Source organism: Bifidobacterium sp. UMB1197, assembly GCF_030217745.1.
Taxonomy (GTDB): domain Bacteria; phylum Actinomycetota; class Actinomycetes; order Actinomycetales; family Bifidobacteriaceae; genus Bifidobacterium; species Bifidobacterium vaginale_B.
Window position 1 is genome coordinate 127,181 of sequence record NZ_JASOOL010000005.1, and the last position, 19,571, is coordinate 146,751.

The window sequence follows — 19,571 nt, forward strand, 5'->3', positions numbered from 1 at the left end:
ATTAATGACATCAATGCTGACTAATCAAAACTGACTAATCAAGATCAACATCTCCTAATTCTTGGAATCGCTTTGCAATCAGCTCTGGAGTGGTATCGGAAATCCAAGACGCCATTCCCGCTTCCGACCCAGCCAAATACTTGATTTTATTGGCATCTCGCATAAACGAGAAGAATTGCAAATTAAGGCGATAATGCGAACGACGAGAATCGTGCACAGGAGCTTGATGCCATGCTGCAACATAAGGCAAATCAACGAATTCGCTAGAAGAAGAATCGAAAGATAACGAATTACCTGCAGATGCAGATTCTCCCGCGTTCAAAGGCGATAATCCAAAGAACTTATTAGCACGCCTAAGAAGAGTTATGTAGATTTGCGCCAGATCCCAACGCTCTTGATCGTCAAGCTGATCCAAAGTAAGAACGTCTCGAACAGGAGCAACATGCACCTCTAGCGGCCAACGCGCGGCGGCTGGAACATACGCAACCCAACTGTGATTATGCATAATCACGCGCTTTTTAGCCTCAATCTCTGAATTCATTAAATCCTTAAGAAGATTGCTGCCAGTGCGCTCAAAATAAGCCTCCGTGTGGCGCAACTCCTGCTCCAGCCTAGGGGCAATAAATGGATACGCATAAATCTGACCATGAGGATGATGCAAAGTCACGCCAATCTGGCTTCCGTGATTTTCAAACGGATAAATCTGCTCAATTCCTTCAATTTGGCTAATTTCTGCGGTTCTAAACGCCCAGGCTTCAACAATCGTGCGCATACGCAAGACGGAAAGATTAGCTGGCAGCATGTCTTCGTTGGAGCTAAAGCAAATCACTTCGCATCGTCCAGCCGCAGGAGCCTGCTTCCACAGCGGATTTCCATCAACGTATGTTGTTGTGTTTGGAACGCCTGCAACCTTTGCCATAGCTGGGTAGCGATTTTCAAAAACAACAACGTCGTAATCTTCGTCTGGAATTTCGCCATTTTGGTACTCGCACTGTGGCTTTCTGCCAGCAAATGGGTCGATTCTTGATTGCGTAGAATCCGCCGCAGAATCCGCCGCAGAACCATGATTATTTGAATCCGCACTAAGAATAGTAGCTGGTCGCTTTGCCCACAACCTAGACATTGGAATCCAGTCCCCAGTAAGCGGATCTTGTCGCATTTGCGGCGCCTCGCTAGGAACCTCATTTCCATTTTCATCAACACGCGAAGTAAAGCGATACGGCAACTTTCTAGGGTCAATCAGCTCCCTTGTTTTGTGGCCGCTAACATATTCTGGATTGTCATCTATGTAGAAAAAGTCGCGACCGTCGGAAAGCTTTGTTGCTGTAATGCGAATATGCTCGCGCGCGTAGGTTCCTGGGCGGTACAACTTATACGGATACTCGCCGCCAAAATCGCGAATCGGAGCTTGCACTGGGCGCGGCGGCTCTTGCGAATCAATATCGCCTAAAACCGCAGGCATTTGCTGCGTTGCGTACAACGAATCTCGCACATCTGCCGCAGCTTCTCCTTCCGCTTGAGCCACAAGGCTACTAAGCGACGAATCCCCAACACCCGTGCTTGTAATCTTGCTCATAACCGTCTCGTTTGCGCCGCCAGCTTTGTTTCTAGCGCGAATCGCGTTAACGTCTATTGCGTCAAAAGCATCTGTGTCTTCTAGGCTTTTTTCGACTTCTCGCTCATCTGCCTTCTTGTGCTTCGAAGCATCGTCAATCTCGAATCCTGCAGCTGCTCCGCCTTCAAAGCCGCCGCCTGGGCCTGCAAATCCAGCCGTAGTTGGAATATTGTGCAACCCATCAATCTTTTTAGGCTCTACCACAAAACCACCCCTTCAAAAGTATTATTGGTAACGTCTAATGCATGTTTGCAAATTGCGCGCGCGGCATTTTGTTGTGCGGTTAGCGCATTCGCTTTGGTATTTTGTTGAGACATCTTTGACTCCATCGTCTCTTTTACTCTTTGTCTTCTTTGTCTTCTTTGTGTTTATTACGTTTTCTTGTTTTTACGTTTTCTTGTTTGTGTCTTATTTTGTATCTTATTAATCACACGCTTTAGACGCTTAGTTATCTATTATATATTTTCTTATTCAACACTCGCACAATGTTATATTTTGTAATATAACGGGCGCTGTTGTAATTATTATATGTGATTTTGTTTTGTTATTAAAGTGTTTTGTTGTAAAATGTGCGGTTGCTTGCGACCTTTCCCTAACAAAAGTTAATACGCACCAACACGTAACCAGCTTTTACGTAATTCAGACTGCTTTTATACGAAAACGCATTGACCCCCACTATGCAATGCACAGCAGGGGTCAAGCGGTATGTCCTTAAGAATGAAATCCAGAATTTAGCGAGCGTAGTACTCGACGACGTACTGGATGTTGACTTCAACTGGAATCTGATCGACTTCCGGCTTACGAGTCAAAGTAGCCTTCAAAGAGGCAAGATTTACATCGAGGTAACCAGGAACTGCTGGCAAAACGTCACGATGAACGCCTTCAGCAGCCATCTGGAATGGCACCATTGTCTGGCTCTTAGCGCGAACCTGAATGGTCTGGCCTGGCTTAACGCGGTAGGATGGGCGATCAACAAGATTGCCATCTACCAAAATGTGACGATGCACAACAAACTGGCGAGCCTGAGCGGTTGTACGAGCAAAGCCTGCGCGCAAAACCAAAGCATCAAGACGGGTTTCCAAATCGGTGAGCATTGCGTCACCAGTCTGACCTGCAGTGTGCGTACCCTTTTCGTAAGCTGCACGAAGCTGCTTCTCGGAAAGACCGTACTGAGCGCGAAGACGCTGCTTCTCGCGAAGACGTACTGCGTAATCGGACTCGGTACGACGACGAGTGCGGCCGTGCTCACCTGGAGCATATGGACGCTTCTCGAAAATACGCTGAGCCTTTGGGGTCAAAGCGATGCCGAGGGCGCGAGAAAGACGCACCTGACGGCGAGAACGCTGAATATTAGTCATTACTAATCCTTTTATTCTGTCGTTATCTGAACGGAACGTGAACCAAACTTTACGATTGTTCACGCTGAGCCGGCCTCTCCAGTGCTTCTTCGTGCAAACACACGAACGCGAAAGCATTAAAGCGCATAAAACGCCATAATTCTTGCGCGCCGACCCACTGATGGGCTAAGGCTCCAGATAATGCCTACGAAAATAGGCATCGTTCCCTATACTACTCCGCGCCATAGATAGTTGTACTCACCTCAACATCATCATTTTGCACGCATATTACACCAAGCAATGTAGAGATTCGAGATTTTTCGCAGCGGATGAAGCGAACCTCAGCATGAAATGGTGATTCGCTGAAGTAGCAAGAAAAATCGAGAATCTCAGGCGACTAGCGATACGCAAAAGTTTTAGCATGCAAGAGGGCTGGGTGATTCTTGGTCGAACAGTATAAGAGCGGCAGCCGATACCAAATAATCCAATGACTCACCCTACAAACAAACTTCAACCAAAAACAAAATCAAAGCCAAATCGGAACAACCGCAACAACAGACAACACGCAAGAGGCGGAGCGTTGTGAGACAAGAATTAGCCAGCCCTCCTACACACCAAGCAAGGAAAGAGCGCAAATGTCAAGCTCAGTTACAGCGCGAACGCAGTATTCCAGAATCCATTGTGTAAACGAAATCAGCGCTTGCTGCAACCGATTCATCGTGAGTCACAACTAAAACCGCTGCTCCGCCTAGCGCCGACTCGCGCAAAAGATCTAAAACAATACTTGTGTTTTGCGAATCCAAATCGCCAGTAGGCTCGTCCAAAATCAGCAGCCGAGGCTTGTTAATCAAAGCGCGCGCAATCATAACGCGCCGCATTTCTCCGCCAGAAAGCTCACGCGGATAGCAATGCGCAAGATCGTCCACGTTAAGGCGCTTAAGCAAATCCATGGCTAAGGAAGTCAAGCTAGCGTCTAAAGAAGACACAGAAGACGCAGAAGAAGCAGAAGACACAGAAGATGCCTGCGCAATCCTAACAGGCAAAATAACATTATTCAGCACATTCAAATTAGCAAGCAGCGTCTGCGATTGCGTAACAAAACCAATGTTTTTAGCGCGAATCGCAGAAATTTGCTCATCGCTTATAGATGGCAGCGAGATATTGCAGCCAAAAATCGTAACGCTTCCACGAGTAGGCTTTAAAAGCCCTGCAATCATGTTTAAAAGCGTTGACTTTCCATTTCCAGACTTGCCCACAATCGCAACAAAATCGCCAGACTTAAGCGAAAAATCAACATTGTCTACAGCAATAAACTTGCGATTTTTGCGCTTAAATTCGCGAGTAACATTTTTAAGATTTACGACCAAATCGCCTAAATCACCTAAATCGCTGCTAACCACTTTACTCGCCATCTCACTCGCCATCTTGCTCGCCACTTTATTCGCCATCTCTCAAAGCTAAATACGCTTCCTTGCTTGCGATTCGCCCAACAATAATCGCAGAAGTTACCAGAACGCTAACAAGCGAAAACGCTACAGAAACCGCCGCAAGAGCGCACACAAACCAAACATCCGACTCCAAATACGGCAACTGCAATTGGCTAGAAATCGCAATGTTGTACGGGAACAAAATAAGCGAAGCAAAGGCAACACCAATCACGCCTCCCGCAACGCCAATCACCGCCGACTCTAGCGAAATCATGCCAAAAAGCATGCGCTTATTTGCGCCCAAAATCCTCAATGAAGCAAATTCCCTCTTGCGCTCAGATGTAGAAGCCGCAAAAACGCACACAAGAATCAAAACACCCACAGCCCAAAACGCTAGAATGCCAAGAAAAATCGCCTTGTTTAGCACCTCTAAGCTCTTTTTAGTCTGCTCGGTAATTCCGCCTGGAAACACCATTCCAAGGCTTTTAATTCCGCTAGTTTTACGAATATTTTCCGCAACGCTTTTAGCGCTAAAACCTTTGCGCACCTTTACAAGAACCGCACTAACAGCCTTGCGTGCGTACTTTGCTGGAATCGCAGTGTGCCCAACTTTCGAAGAATATTTAACAACCGCTGGAATCGTGTCTCTGTTTACAAACACTGAGTTATCTAGGCTAGTGCCCGTTTTGGCAAGCTGCGCAACAATCGGCCATTCATGCCCATACAAGCGAACCGTGTTTTTGTAAGACACAAGCACGTTTGCGCCCGCAATCATCTGCCCTTTTTTAAGCTCGCTTTTGTGCTGCGAATAAATCCATGGCGCAATCACAAAGTCGCTAGCAGGGTCAAAACCTATGATTTGCAACTTTTCTGCGCAGCATCCAGCAGATAGCGAAGATATGTAAGTTTGCACGCTTGCTTTTTCAACGCCCTTTGACTTTCGCACAAAATCCTCAATATTGTTTGTAAAGTAAAACGTGCTCGATCCGCCATTGGTAAGCAACGCTTCCGCGCGATTGTAGGTATTTTGCGGAATCACCATAATATCCGCGCCAAGGCGAGCGCGCATACTGTTTAGGCCGTTTGAAAGATTTAGGGAGATTAGCGAGCCGCCAAAAAACACAGCAGCTAAGCACGCGGAAACCACGATTAACGCGGCGGTTCTAAGCGGCTTTTGCTTTAGGTTTTCTAGCGGCAGGCTTTTTAGAGTAAATTTTTGCATTATATTTGCGTTATATTTGCGTTATATTTGCACGGACTTTTCGTCACCGTTTGCTGGCGACTACTCAGCCTCTTTCTTTGAATCCAAATACACAGCAACAGCAGCAAACACAGCTGCTAACACACCCAAAACAACCAAAGTTGGGCGCGTTGTGGAAGCGCAATGCATCATCGGGCTTTTGCAAACTCCGATTAGGAAAGTTGGCACTGCGATTGCAAGCAGCGCATTTACAATCACGGCAATGCTTAGGCCCGCACGCAAAGGTGCTTTTACAAACAACGCAACAACGCCAAGAATCGCTATAACAACGCCGATTCCTAGAGCTGCGCGGCCAGTGTAGTAGCATGCCATGTGCATTCCGTTGGCGGATGCGCAAACTTTTGCAAAACTAATAGGCGCGATGGCGATTAATACGCCAAAAACAATCGCGGGAATTGATGCGAACAACCTGTTTTTCATAACTGTCCTTTCATTTTCAGTGCAGTTTTCAGTATGTTTGCGTTTCCATTTTTTCAAGCATCAAGTACTAAATCAAGACTTGAAAAAGTGATGTTATTCTGTATAATCGCGCCCACGCTAAAACGTAATAATGTTTAGATATGCCATTTTTTAGCGGTAATCTTACGATTAGTCGCAAGTTTGGCAACAAAAATTACTTAGCCTTCTTAATGTCAAAAATCAAAGTTTCTCTATTGGAGCAACTCTTAGCATAAGTCGCTTTACGCCGTCCGAACCGAAGTCAACCGTAATAATCGAGTTTCTGCCCTTGTCTTGTGTTTTAAGAACAGTTCCAAGGCCGTAGGTGTCGTGCGAAATCTTGTCGCCTTCGTGAAAATCATTTATGTCTAGGTGATTGTCTTTTTCTTGCAAACTCTGCTTTTTGTAAGATAATGACGATGCGGACGATTGCAAATTTGAGGTGGATGGTTGACTCTGGTACGATGCGCTCGATTTTCTTGCGATTCGAGTAGTGACTTTGCCAGACTTTGAGCCGTACGACTTGCCGTATGAGTTACCATACGAACTAGAGCCATACGAATTGCCATAGCTGGACTTTGAACTGTATGAATTGCCGTAGAGCGACTTGCCATAGCGCGACTTGCTGTAGCGAGATCCGCCGTGGCTCGAGCCGCCATAAGTGGTGTAGGAATCGTCATCCCAACCGCCGTCATCGCTAAAATCGGAGTCAAAATCAGCGTCAAAATCTCTGCCCACTCCCCTAAGTCCAGCACGCATAACGGCCGCTTCTGTGCGCTTCCAGCAAATCAAATCTGCAGGAATCTCGTCCAAAAACTGACTTTGAATCATCTCCTCCGACTTGCCCCATTGTGAACGCTCAGCAGCCCAAGTAACGTACAAAATTTTCTTAGCGCGAGTTATGCCAACGTATGCAAGACGACGCTCCTCGCAAAGCTCCTTTTGATTGTCAACACAGCGCGAATGAGGGAAAGTGCCCTGCTCCATGCCAGTCAAAAACACAACAGGATACTCCAAGCCCTTAGCCGTGTGAAGTGTCATAAGCGTAACTTTTCCAGTATCTTCGCCCTGGTCTGGAAGCTGATCCGAATCCGCAACCAAAGCCGTAGTCTCCAAAAAACCAGCAACATTAGCATCAGGCGTATTCTGCTCATACTCGGCTGCAACCGATTGCAATTGAGACAAATTATCTACCCTAAATTCGTCTTGAGGGTCTTTAGATTCTTGCAAATCCTGCAACAGTCCGCTTTCGTTAAGCACGTTCTCTACAACCTTAGAAGGCTTGGAATCATTAGCTTTCATAAAGTCAATAAGCGAACTAATAAGATCCCTAAAACTCTTAAGAGCGTTTGCAGTTCTTGCAGGAACGCCACCGTCTTGTTCGATTTTGTCTATATTGCTAAGAGCCGCCCAAAAACTGATAGAATTTTGCTGGGCATATAGCGCAATAATCGACTCCGCACGCGCTCCAAGACCACGCTTTGGAACGTTTAAAATGCGGCGCATATTAACATCGTCATCAGGGTTTGCAATAGATTGCAAGTAAGCAAGCGCATCTTTGACCTCGCGGCGCTCATAGAACTTAGTTCCGCCAACAAGTTGATAAGGCAAGCCCGACTTAATAAGCGCATCTTCTAAGCTACGCGATTGCGAATTTGCGCGATACATAATCGCAATATCCGAGTAATTTACGCCGTCTTCGCTTGCCAGGCGCGCAATTTCTTTGGCAATCCACGCCGCCTCGCCTTGCGAGTTATCTGCCACATAACCGACAATTGGCGAACCTTTGCCTAAAGACGTCCACAACTTTTTAGGCTTGCGATTAGTGTTGTTGGAAATCACGGCATTTGCAGCGTCCAAAATTGTTTGCGTAGAGCGATAATTCTGCTCCAACATAATTGTTGTAGCGTTTGGAAAATCCTGCTCAAAGTCTTGAATATTGCGAATATCTGCGCCGCGGAAAGCGTAAATCGACTGGTCGGAATCGCCAACAACCGTGATTGACGTGACTGAAGAATGCGGAAGCTGGGAGGAATCAACACCATTATCATCAGCGCCATTATCATCAACAGCATTATCATCAACGCCTGCAAGCTGGCGAATCAAAACGTATTGCGCGTGATTAGTATCCTGATACTCATCCACCAAAATGTAGCGGAACTTTTGCTTATAATACGCGCTAACCTGCGGATTTTGGCGCAAAAGCTTAACCGTTAGCATAATTAAATCGTCAAAATCGGCCGCATTAGACGCGCTAAGTCTACTCTGATACTCCGCGTAAACGGCTGCGTAAAGCGCGGCGGCATGGTTGGAATTGCCTGCAGAATTAAAGCCAGATACGCCAGATACAGAAGCGCCTGGCTTATAATCTGGCGCGTAATTTTTAAGGCTTTCTTGCCATGTAACCAAATTATTTTTAAAATCAGATATCTTAGACAATAAAAGTTTCGGCGTAAACTTTTTGATATCAATATTCAATTCGGATGCGATTATTTTAACAAGACGCTCGCAATCGGCTGAATCGTAGATAGAAAAGCCTGATTTTAAGCCGATTGAATCGCCATGAGCGCGAAGAATTTTAACGCAAGCAGAGTGGAAAGTAGAAACCCACATGCTGTTTGCGGCAGGTCCGATTAGGCCTGCCAAGCGCTCGCGCATTTCCGCGGCCGCCTTGTTTGTAAACGTGATTGCAAGAATCTGGCTCGGCCACGCCTTGCGATTAGCCAAAATCCACGCGATTCTGCGCGTAAGAACACGCGTTTTGCCGCTGCCTGCGCCCGCGCCGATTAAAAGTGCGGGGCCAGTGTATTGAACCGCCTTGGATTGCTGTGGATTTAGGCCTTCTAAGAGCGTTTGCGGGTTGATTTCGGGGATGTTGGAGGATTGAGCAGCGGAAGATTGCGCGATTGGTGCAGGTTGAGCAGGTTGTGCAGTTTGAGCGGAATCTACGGAAAAATCGCCAGCCACCGTAGAATCAGAAACTTCGCTCGTCATATCATCACTAACAGAAGCATCACTAACAGAAGCATCACTCTGCTCGTCGGCATCTTTGTAAATAGAAGCATCGCTCTGCTCACTGGCATCTTCTGGATTGCCAAACAAATCAAAGTCGTAACCGTATTTGCTCAAAGCCCCTCGCTCCTGTGTTTCAAATCGCAAAATTAAACTCTAACCAATTTTAACGAACCCCAGCCAAACACAAATCGCGCGTTTTGCACTACAAAGTCGGGAAATCGCTCGCGCGGTCTAAGCGATTTGGATGAACGCTTAAAACGTTGTTCATAAAGTGAGTCAAAGCGGGGGGTAAGCTATACAAATACACGCTGCACACGCAAAATACAGCGCCACTAGAAAGGAATAATCGTGCAAGAACTGGAAGAACGCATCCAAAAAGAAGGCATTGTTAAGCCAGGAAATGTTTTGAAAGTCGATGCATTCCTTAATCACCAGTGTGATTGCGCGCTTTTTGACGCAATGGGAGCCGCATGGGCGCAGCATTTTAAAAACACGCAGATCAACAAAATCCTAACAATCGAGTCTTCGGGAATAGGAATCGCGTGCGTTGCGGCGCGTCATTTTGGCAACGTCCCAGTGGTTTTTGCAAAGAAAGCGCAATCAATCAACCTGGATGGCGATCAATACGTGTCTACCGTATTCTCGTTTACAAAACAGCGCGAGTTCCCTGTAATTGTGTCTAGAAAATATTTGAGCGCAGACGACCGCGTTTTGATTTTGGACGATTTTTTGGCCAATGGCAAGGCTTTACAAGGGTTGATTGACATTTGCAACCACGCTGGAGCCACGGTTGCTGGAATTGGCATTGCGATTGAAAAGGGATTCCAAGGCGGCGGAGATGCGTTGCGCACAGCTGGATACGACTTGGATTCGCTGGCGATTGTGGATTCGATGGATCCTAGCGATGGGTCGATCACCTTCCGCCAAGCCTAGTTGATAAGATTGTGCGCAAATTGTGAAAAAATTAAACATAATTCTTCACAAATCGCAATTTTGCGTAAAAATACGATAAAGTAGTTCGGTCAGTGTTTGAAATCTATCATTTTAAATGAGCTGGTTTCAACAGGATAATTTTCAATAAAATGATTAATCGAGATAGCTTTAATCGGCTAGTTTTCAACTGATTGGCGGCTAAACGTATGACTGATGTTGTGATTGTAAGCGCAGCGCGCACACCGATAGGAAAATTCGGAGGCGCGTTGAAATCGCTCACATCGGTTGAGTTGGGAACAATCGCAGCAAAAGCCGCAATCGAACGCGCAGGAATCAGCCCAAAATCCGTAGATCAGGCGATTTTTGGCAACGTGCTTCAGGCAGGCAGCGGCCAAAACGTTGCGCGACAAATCTCCCTTAGCGCTGGATTGGATGAGTCCAGCTGCGCAATGACAATCAACGAGGTTTGCGGGTCTGGTCTTAAAGCCATTCGCCTTGCGCAGTCGGCGATTTGCATGGGAGATGCAAAAGTTGTAGTTGCTGGTGGCACGGAAAGCATGAGCAATGTGCCGTTTTACGCGCAAAACGTGCGATTTGGTGGACTTCACTACGGCAACAGCGCGCTGGTTGATGGCCTAAAAAAAGACGGACTTTGTGACGCTTTTACGGGCAAAGAAATGGGCGTTACCGCGGAAAACGTGGCTGCAAAGTTTGGTATAACACGCGAGCAGCAAGACGCTTTTGCGCTAAAATCGCACCAGAAAGCCGTTTTTGCGCAAAATAACGGCGATTTTGACGCGGAGATTGTGCCTGTAAAGCTTATGGACGGAACCGTGATTAGCCGCGATGAGCATCCGCGCGCAAACACGTCTATGGAGAAGCTTTCTAAGCTTAAAACGTTGTTTAAGGCGGATTTTGGCGCGTACGAAACTGATGGAATGCGCGAGGGGGATGAAACTCGCGAGGCGAATGGAATGCGCGAGGGGGATTTTAGCGCAAAACACTCTCCTACTGTAACCGCTGGAAATGCAAGTGGAATCAACGACGGCGCCGCAGCTCTCGTCTTAATGAGCAAAGACTACGCAATCGCGCATGGAATCGACTATTTGGCAGAAATCGTGGGATTTGCGGAGGGTGGAATCAGCCCAGACCTTATGGGCTACGCGCCAAAACACGTTATGGAGCGCATGCTAAAAAACACGGGCTACACCGTTGAAAACATTGATCTTTTTGAGATTAACGAGGCGTTCGCCGCGCAAAGCATAGCCGTTTGCCAACAGCTGAACATTAACGAAAGCAAATTGAACATAAGAGGCGGTGCAATCGCGCTCGGTCACCCACTTGGCGCTAGCGGAGCCAGGATTTTAACAACACTTCTTTACGCGCTTAAAGATAATTGCATGCAAAACGGCGTTGCGGCGCTATGCGTGGGCGGCGGAATTGGAGTGAGCATGCAAGTTAAGATGCGAAAGTAGACGTAGCAATGCGATACGTGCGGTGTGTTGCGACACGCGCGGTTGCTTACGACTTGAAAAATGGCGCCAAAGCAACATTGCAAAAGTGAAAAATCGTAAAAATGGCGTCAAAAAATAGCGCCAAAAAAAAATAAAAATTAGCGTCAAAAAAAAAATGGAGAAACATGGCAGCTTTTCGGGAATTAAGCGTAGAGCAGCGCATAAAAACGCTGGAATCAGAAGGTGCGCTTAGCGGCGAGTGCGCGCAGCTGCTGCTGGAACAGCTAGCGCAAAGTGGCGAAACGAACATTCCTGCAAGCGTTGCAAACAGCATGATTGAAAACCAAATCGGGCGATTCAGCCTGCCCGTAGGCGTTGTGCGCGGCCTAAAAGTGAACGGCGTTACGCGAAACGTGCTGATGGCCACAGAAGAGCCGTCCGTAATCGCTGCTGCATGCAACGGTGCAAAAATCGCGGCAAAAAGCCTGGAAAACGGCGTTACGGCTCACAGCGCTCATTACGTTACGCGCGCGCAGATTGTTTTTGAAGACGCGGATTCAAGCGTGGCCAAAAAACTAGATAGCATAATGCGCGACGAGTCAAAACGCACGGCGATTAGTGAGGTTGCGCGCTCCGCGCACCCATCAATATACCAACGCGGCGGCGGATTAGAACGCGCGCAGGCGGCGGCGTTAACAGGCTTCGCCAAGCTAACACTAGACATAAACACTTGCGATGCAATGGGAGCAAACATTGCAAACACCATTGGCGAAGCTGTTAAAACCCAGCTGGAAGGCTGGGTTGGGCGCAAGGCGCTGGTGGCAATTCTTGCCAACTCCAGCCGCGTGGCCACAGTTGCCGAAGCGCGCATACCCGTAGAAGCGCTTGTGTCTGGCGCAAAAGATGGCGCGGCTGGAGGTGCCGAAGGCACGCGCCTTGCGCGCCGCATCGCCGCCTTAAGCTCCCTGGCCGCCGTAGACGCGGAGCGCGCAGCCACCCACAACAAAGGAATCCTAAACGGAATAGTGGCCGCAGCCGCAGCATCGGGCAACGACACGCGCGCATTACAAGCCGCCGCGCACGAATGGGCCGCAAGATCCGGCCGCTACATGCCGCTTTCAACGTGGACCTTGCAAAATAACGGCCAAATTCTTTACGGCCGCATCGAAATCCCGCTGCAAATCGGCACGGTGGGCGGCGCAATCGCCTCTCTCCCAATGTCAAAAGTCGCGTTGCAGCTTGTTAAAGTCAATAACGCCAACGATTTTCGCAACGTTCTAGCCGCCGTCGGACTCGTGCAAAACCTGGCGGCTCTTCGCGCGCTCGCTGGCCCTGGAATCCAGGCTGGCCACATGCGACTTCAGGCCGCAAACATCGCTATTGCCTCTGGAGCGCATGGAGACGAAATTCAAAAAGTTGCGCAAGCGCTTCTAAACGAAAATTCTTCCGATTTGAACACAAGTTCTGCAAGAATAATTCTTGAGGATTTGCGCAAGCGCAAGAACACGTAAAACCGAGTAAACGTGCGGTTAATGGCCATTTTTCCGTAGGAAAAGTCGGAAGCTTCCGCGCCGTAAAATTTACACCACTAAAATCGTCCTTAAAAAAAATCGCCCTTAAAAAGCAGGAAACATGAGCAACACTTCACATACGCCAGACAACACGCAAGGCACACTCAACACACCAGACACGCCCAACACTTCACAAAAAACACCAGACACACCCAACACGCCCAACACGCAAAAAATTCCGCCAAAAGTTGGCATCGACCGTATAACTTTCGCAACTCCAAACTGCTACCTAAGCATGGAGGACCTGGCAGTTGCGCGCGGAATCGACCCAAATAAATTCACAATCGGCATAGGCCAAAGCCAGCAAGCAGTGCCGCCAAACCACCAAGACATTGTAACGCTTGGCGCCCAAGCCGCGCTGCCGCTATTGCCAAGCATTGATAACAACCGACTAAAAATGGTGATTGTTGGCACAGAAAGCGGCGTAGATGCCAGCAAATCCAGCGCGCTCTACGTTCACAAGCTTCTAAACCTTAGCCCGTGGGTGCGCTGCGTGGAAGTAAAAGAGGCGTGTTACGGCGCAACTGCGGCTCTTATGATGGCTCGCGACTACATTTTGGCGCATCCAGGCACGCAGGTTTTGGTAATTGCGGCAGACATTGCGCGCTATGGCGTTGGCACTCCTGGCGAAGTAACGCAAGGCGCTGGAGCTGTGGCGATGCTTGTAAGCGAGAATCCGCGCGTGTTGCAAATCAACGATGACAGCGTGGTAAAATCGGCGGAAATCCAGGATTTTTGGAGGCCAGTGTATCAAAGCACAGCTTTAGCGCGCGGAAAGTTTTCAACCGAGCAATACATCAATATGTTCTGCGATGTGTGGCAGCGGTACAGTGCAGAAAACGCCTGCAATTTCAACGATTTTGCGGCGATTTGCTTCCATCTTCCATACACAAAAATGGGGCTTAAAGCGCTTCGAGCTGGGTTTGAGGAAAATTCGGGCATGTCTCCTACAAGCGACACGCGCGAACGTCTTCTTGCGCGATACCAAGACAGCACTAAGTACAGTCGCCGAATCGGAAATATTTACACCGGCTCGCTCTATTTGGGCTTAATTTCTTTACTTGACTGCGATTATTTTAGGAATTCTTGCGATTCATCAGAGTCTGTTGGCGATTCATCAAAGTCTGTTGGCGATTCGCCTGCGGTTGCTTGCGACTTATCTTCCGCAGCACACACAAACGAACCACCTACATGCCCATCTCCCCTACTCCCAGGCCAAAAAATCGGCTTGTTCTCCTACGGCTCGGGCGCTGTTGCAGAATTCTTTAGCGCAACGCTCGTTCCAGGCTGGCGAGATGCGCTGTTTTCCAATCAACACATAAAAGCGCTAAACAATCGCACGCAATTAAGCGTTTCGCAATACGAGGCGATGTTTAACAGCGCGGCGCCTTATTCGCCGCAAGATTTTGCCAGCAGCCAAAATCATCGAAGTGGCGTGCGATTCGTTCTTGACTCCATCACGTCTCAAGAGCGCCGCTATCTTTCGATTTAGTCTCTCCGCATTTTGTACCAAATTTGGCCTAAATCACGTACAAAGTCGGGAAAAATTGACGCACTTCGCAGCTCTAAACCACGCGCGCAACAGAAACTACGCAACAAAGATTACGCAACAACGCCGCTAGCAATCAGCTCGCGCGCAACCTCGCGATACTCCTTCGCCGTCTTATGCTCAGGCGCAAAAATCGTAATCGGAACCGCCGCAACAGTAGAATCCGGCAGCTTAATCGAACGCGAAATCACAGAATGCAACACGCGCCCCTGGAAAGCCTCGTAAATCCTTTGCAAAACCTCTTCGCTGTGCAAAGTGCGCGTAAACATGGTAACGAGCACGCCAAACACCTGCAAATCTGGGTTAATTCTGTGCTGCACCTTTTCAATCGACTGCATAAGCAGCGCCACGCCTCTAAGTGCAAAGAACTCCGCCGCAACAGGAATAATCACGCCATCCGCCGCCGTAAGCGCGTTAACGGTGAGCAAGCCAAGCGAAGGCTGGCAGTCAATAATAATAACGTCGTATTCGTTGCGAACCTTGCGCAGCACGCCAGCCAAAATCTGCTCGCGACCAACCTCGGTAACAAGCTGCACCTCGGCTGCCGAAAGATCAATGTTTGCAGGCATAACGTCAATGTTTTCGGTGGCCGTGTGGCGAATCACATCGTGCACGTCTACAGAAGAATCAAAAAGCGCCGTGTAAACCGTGTTGTCAAGCGCGTTGGCATTAATCCCAAGCCCCACCGTTGCAGCGCCTTGCGGATCGAAGTCAACAATCAAAACGCGCCTACCGTATTGACTCAGCGCTCCAGCAATGTTGATGGAGCTGGTGGTTTTACCAACGCCACCCTTCTGGTTACACATAGCAATAATGCGCGCAGGACCGTGCGTTGTAAGCGCATCTGGCGCGCGGAAAGTCTCATATTCGCGTCCAAGTAAATCAGTAGGCATACGCTCTAGTTTAGCAAAAGGTATGTTCAGTGGATTTGTGTAATGCGGCGGAGAATATAACACCTACACTGCGGCGTATATCACACCTACCTTGCGCGCGGATGGCTCATAGCATACGCCTCCATAAGCGCCGCGGGGCTTATATGCGTGTAAATCTGCGTTGTTGTAACGGACGCGTGCCCAAGCAGCTCCTGCACCGTGCGCACGTCGGCGCCGCCCGAAATCAGATGCGTTGCAAACGAGTGACGAAGCGTGTGCGGGTGCAATTCTTTGCCGATTTTTGCCAGCTTGCCAGCGTGCGAAATCGCCTCCCATGCGGATTGGCGAGAAAGCGCTTTGCCGCGTTTGTTGAGGAAAATCATGTGAGAATTGGCGGATTTTGATGCGGATTTTGATAACGAGTTTACTTGCGACTTTGCTTGCGACTTCCCAGCTCGCTCCGCAAGAATCGGCCTAGCTTTATCTAAATAATCGCGCAACGCACAAACCGCGCACCTTCCAATCGGCACAAGCCGCTGCTTTTGCCCCTTGCCGCTAAGCCGCACAACCGATTCCGCCAAATCAATATCCTCAAATTTTAAGCCAACCGCCTCGCTCACGCGCGCGCCAGTCGCGTACAAAAATTCCACAAGCGCGCGGTCTCGCAAAGAGACGGCATCCGTGCTGCCAAAACCGCCAGCAGCATCGATTACGCGCTCAACTTCGCTAATGCTGAGCACGTCTGGAAGATGCTCCGCTTGCTTAGGCGCTTTGACTTCTGCAGAAGGGTCGCTTACAATTTGCGCGTTGGAAAGCATGAATTTATTCCACTCGTGGATGCTGGCGATTCGCCGCGAGACAGTGCGCGGCCCTAAGTTTTGCGCTGCCATTGCGCGCACGTATTCTTCAATGTCTAGCTGCGTTATTTTGTTAACATCGTTGATTTTTCGGGCATCGCGCAGCCAGTTGGTGTATTTTGTAAGATCCGACTGGTAGGCTTCAACGGTTTTTGGCGAAAGCCCGCGCTCCACGCTTATGTGGTTTATAAATTGCTGAATTTTTGGGAAAAATGGCGACTGCGGCGATTGATTTATGCGCGGTTGCTGCGATTCGTTCATACCCTAATTATATGCCGCACGAATCGACGACTTCGATCTGCATAATGCGCGAGCGATTTTGTTGTTGATTTTGCCGTGTTGAACAACATTCTCGCGCGCGACGAATGACATAAATACCTCTATCTTTTGGAACTTGAGCTTCCATTTTGGAATCTCAAGTTTTCATATTCAAGTTCCGTTAATTGAAAACAAAAATGTTCTAAAAGTCTTAATAAATGCTCTCAAAGTGGCCATTTTTGCGCGCTGGTTTGAGTTGCTAAATGCGCAAAAATCTTCATAAGCGATACGATGTGGTGCGATTGTACTGTATTTACGGCGTGTGCATGAAAACGGGGCGCACGCTACAGTGGCACCCCGTTTAACAAACAAAACAAAAATATGCAATATAATTACTAAATAATAAACTTGCTGAGTAAATCTAGAATGAGTCCATTTTCCTTTGTGGCTCATATGCTACAACAAATCTTTAATAAGCATCATTTTTTCATAAGTATGAGCCTCCAGATACGTAATAAATGATTTCATTGCAATAATTAAAACTAGTATTACTCCAATAGCCCAATAAATTTCATTTAATGAATTCAAAAAAAGAAAAGTCTTAACTTTATCACTCAACAAGCTGAATAATAAAGTGATAAAAGAAATACTGAAGGGAAAATTAAATGAATCATTCATTATATGAATCCAATTATACACTCTACGTACACTACAGAGTTCTTCTTTTAACTTTTGCTTATTATTTTTTATAGGAACAATCTTCTTCGCATAATATTTTTTTATTGAAAAAATACTATTCCCTCTTTTAAATGATGGACTTGTCGAAATAATCCAAATTTTAATCTTGTAAGTTTGCGAATTACGATTTTTAAAAAACATAGGCTGCGCTGCCTCGATTCTAATAATTGTGATTAATTTATTGCAATTAGTTATAAAAATGGTGGCTGCAGGAGAACCTACAACCACCATAAGTGTAACATTGGCGTCTGCAAAACACCGCACTACAAGCGCGAGAGGCTATGCGTCAGCCAATGCGCGCAGTGCTTAGTGACGAGCCTTGCGAACAGCAGCACCCATACCAGCAAGCATGGTTGCAGCCAAAGCAGTCAAAGTCACACCAACACCAGTGCCTGGCAACTTCTTGCCATCATTCTTCTTCTTCTCAACTTCAGGCTTGCCTGGCTTACCTGGCTGGCCTGGCTGACCTGGCTGGCCAGGAACTACAGGAGTTGGAACACCAGCAGGAACAGGCAAGTTAAGCTCTGCCAAAGGATCAGTCAAAACTGGAAGATCACCAGGAAGCTTCACGCCATCAGCCAAAGCAGCATTAATAGCCTTCTTGTAAGCTTCCAAAGCCTTGTTGTAAGCAGCGGAAGCCGTAACAGCCTCAGCATAAGCCTTATCAAACGCAGCCTTAACCTCGTTGTAATCCTTCTGAGCGCCAAGATAATGAGCACGAGCACGAGCAGCACGCTCAGTCAAATCCTTGAAAGCAGAAGGATTAGAAGTATTCAAGCCAGCAGCCAAAGCATCCTGAACAGCCTGATCGGCAGCATCAGAATCAGCCTTAGCAGCATCCATCACAGCCTTAACAGAAGAAAGCTTAGCGAAAAGCTCATGATAAGTCTTAAGCTTACCATTCATGTTGCCTTCAGCATCATCAAGCACGGACTTCAAACCATACAACTTAGCAACATGCTCAGCCTTAGAGCCAGCAGGAGCTGGAGTTGGAGTTGGATCCTTATGCTCTGGATCAGCAGGAACATCCTTGCACTGAGCCTTAGCAAGCTTCTCCTGAGCATCCTGCAAATTACCCTGAGCATCAGCCAAAGCTGTCTTAGCCTCATTAATATCATGCTTATTGACTTCAAGGGTCTTAAGAGTTGCATCGAACGCGTCATCCTTAGGAGCATCTGGAAGTGCTGTAGTATAATCAAGCTTAGTGAAGGCGCCATTCTCGAACTTCTTAACCTTCTTAACAGCTGCAGCAGCATCGTTTACTGCATCAGCGGCACCCTTAGCAGCATCTTCCAAAGCACCTTTATTCTTAGCATCAGCCTTAGCGCCATCAACAGCCTCTTTGGCTTCCTTGTAAGACTTAACAGCCTGCTTGAAAGTATCTACAAGACCCTTAGCAGTGTTGTAAGCTTCGGTGCCTTCCTCGTACTTATCTTTTTCATCAGCAACAGTACGCTCGGCCTTAGAAACAGCACGCTTAGCATCAGTAACAGCCTGCTTGAGATTAGCAATCTCAGCAGCAGCAGCTGGAGTGCACTTAGCAGCCTCATCCTTAGCGAATGCTGGGGTGGCCATTGCGAAGCCGGCAAGCAAAGTTGCGCCAGCAGCGAAAGCGGCGATAGCCTTCTTATTCATCATTTTAATTTCCTTTCTTCTTCTCCTCTGCGTTAGGGGCGCAGAGAAAAATTTGCCTTTGCGGTTTCCCGCGTAGTTCCCCGTGAACTAGGGATTCACTGGTAACTGACTTAAAAGATACAGCATGCTATGGCGAAAATCAACCAAACATTCAGCTAACGTTAAGGTTTGTTCTAAATATTTTATTGTAAATCTACTAAATTAAGAGTTTTTACCGTAAATTTTACACATAAACAGCAAATAAGCCGTAAAAATACATATTCCAAGGTTTTTAAAGAATTTTCCCAGGTTTTTTTAAGGAAAGACTTTCGCGCGTGTCGCGCTCACAAACATCTTCCCGCTTTTGTAGTTCAAAATGGCACATAGAGCTACAAAGTCGGGAAAATTTTCCCGAGAATGTTGCTAATTTTGGCGTTTAGAACTACAAAGTCGGGAAAAATTTGCGCTTTTTGTAGCTGATTTTGACGTTTTTGAACAACATTCTCGGGAAAATAAACAAAAAAGCTTTCGGTTTTAAAAGCCCCTAGTAGCATTCAAAACCGAAAGCAACACGCTCAACACCCAAAACCCCTGCAAGCCTTTACTTCAATCCCGGGAAGAAAAGAAAATAA

The 19,571-nt window shown here is 47.4% G+C and carries 14 protein-coding genes; 4 read left to right on the forward strand and 10 right to left on the reverse strand.

Annotation, left to right across the window (positions count from 1 at the left end; all coding sequences use genetic code 11):
- Positions 1–34: 34 nt before the first annotated feature.
- The 6 genes from galT to QP420_RS04520 all read right to left on the reverse strand — a co-directional run bounded on the left by galT (position 35) and on the right by QP420_RS04520 (position 9,207).
- Positions 35–1,414 (reverse strand): galactose-1-phosphate uridylyltransferase, encoded by a 1,380-nt coding sequence (galT, locus tag QP420_RS04495; protein ID WP_481616666.1) that lies wholly within the window; start codon positions 1,412–1,414, stop codon positions 35–37.
- Between the two features lie 932 nt (positions 1,415–2,346).
- Positions 2,347–2,973 (reverse strand): 30S ribosomal protein S4, encoded by a 627-nt coding sequence (rpsD, locus tag QP420_RS04500; protein WP_004113375.1) that lies wholly within the window; start codon positions 2,971–2,973, stop codon positions 2,347–2,349.
- A 623-nt stretch (positions 2,974–3,596) separates the two neighbouring features.
- Positions 3,597–4,364: an ABC transporter ATP-binding protein gene (locus QP420_RS04505; protein ID WP_481616656.1), complete on the reverse strand. Its 768-nt coding sequence runs from the start codon at positions 4,362–4,364 to the stop codon at positions 3,597–3,599.
- A 25-nt stretch (positions 4,365–4,389) separates the two neighbouring features.
- Positions 4,390–5,601 (reverse strand): ABC transporter permease, encoded by a 1,212-nt coding sequence (locus tag QP420_RS04510; protein ID WP_481616657.1) that lies wholly within the window; start codon positions 5,599–5,601, stop codon positions 4,390–4,392.
- 60 nt (positions 5,602–5,661) lie between these two features.
- Complete coding sequence (locus tag QP420_RS04515; protein WP_415689196.1) at positions 5,662–6,060, reverse strand: DUF4418 family protein; 399 nt, start codon at positions 6,058–6,060, stop codon at positions 5,662–5,664.
- 219 nt (positions 6,061–6,279) lie between these two features.
- Positions 6,280–9,207 (reverse strand): ATP-dependent helicase, encoded by a 2,928-nt coding sequence (locus QP420_RS04520; RefSeq protein WP_481616658.1) that lies wholly within the window; start codon positions 9,205–9,207, stop codon positions 6,280–6,282.
- A 234-nt stretch (positions 9,208–9,441) separates the two neighbouring features.
- Here QP420_RS04520 and QP420_RS04525 point away from each other — a divergent pair, with 234 nt between their 5' ends.
- The 4 genes from QP420_RS04525 (at position 9,442) to QP420_RS04540 (ending at position 14,543) form a co-directional block, all read left to right on the forward strand.
- Positions 9,442–10,026: a xanthine phosphoribosyltransferase gene (locus tag QP420_RS04525; RefSeq protein WP_464405470.1), complete on the forward strand. Its 585-nt coding sequence runs from the start codon at positions 9,442–9,444 to the stop codon at positions 10,024–10,026.
- A gap of 206 nt (positions 10,027–10,232) precedes the next feature.
- The gene (locus tag QP420_RS04530) at positions 10,233–11,501 is read left to right on the forward strand and encodes a thiolase family protein (RefSeq protein ID WP_481616659.1); all 1,269 of its coding nucleotides are present in this window, start codon (positions 10,233–10,235) and stop codon (positions 11,499–11,501) included.
- A gap of 164 nt (positions 11,502–11,665) precedes the next feature.
- Positions 11,666–12,991, forward strand: a complete 1,326-nt coding sequence (locus tag QP420_RS04535) for a hydroxymethylglutaryl-CoA reductase, degradative (RefSeq protein ID WP_481616660.1) — start codon at positions 11,666–11,668, stop codon at positions 12,989–12,991.
- Between the two features lie 121 nt (positions 12,992–13,112).
- Positions 13,113–14,543, forward strand: a complete 1,431-nt coding sequence (locus QP420_RS04540; RefSeq protein WP_481616661.1) for a hydroxymethylglutaryl-CoA synthase — start codon at positions 13,113–13,115, stop codon at positions 14,541–14,543.
- Between the two features lie 110 nt (positions 14,544–14,653).
- On the opposite strand, the gene QP420_RS04545 is transcribed toward QP420_RS04540, so the two are convergent.
- The 4 genes from QP420_RS04545 to QP420_RS04560 all read right to left on the reverse strand — a co-directional run bounded on the left by QP420_RS04545 (position 14,654) and on the right by QP420_RS04560 (position 18,963).
- Positions 14,654–15,493, reverse strand: a complete 840-nt coding sequence (locus tag QP420_RS04545; RefSeq protein ID WP_060787370.1) for a ParA family protein — start codon at positions 15,491–15,493, stop codon at positions 14,654–14,656.
- 86 nt (positions 15,494–15,579) lie between these two features.
- Positions 15,580–16,566, reverse strand: a complete 987-nt coding sequence (gene xerD / locus QP420_RS04550) for a site-specific tyrosine recombinase XerD (RefSeq protein WP_481616667.1) — start codon at positions 16,564–16,566, stop codon at positions 15,580–15,582.
- A 477-nt stretch (positions 16,567–17,043) separates the two neighbouring features.
- A complete protein-coding gene (locus QP420_RS04555; protein WP_481616662.1) occupies positions 17,044–17,556 on the reverse strand; it encodes a hypothetical protein in 513 nt (170 codons plus the stop codon).
- A gap of 75 nt (positions 17,557–17,631) precedes the next feature.
- Positions 17,632–18,963, reverse strand: a complete 1,332-nt coding sequence (locus QP420_RS04560) for a hypothetical protein (RefSeq protein WP_481616663.1) — start codon at positions 18,961–18,963, stop codon at positions 17,632–17,634.
- Between the last annotated feature and the right edge of the window lie 608 nt (positions 18,964–19,571).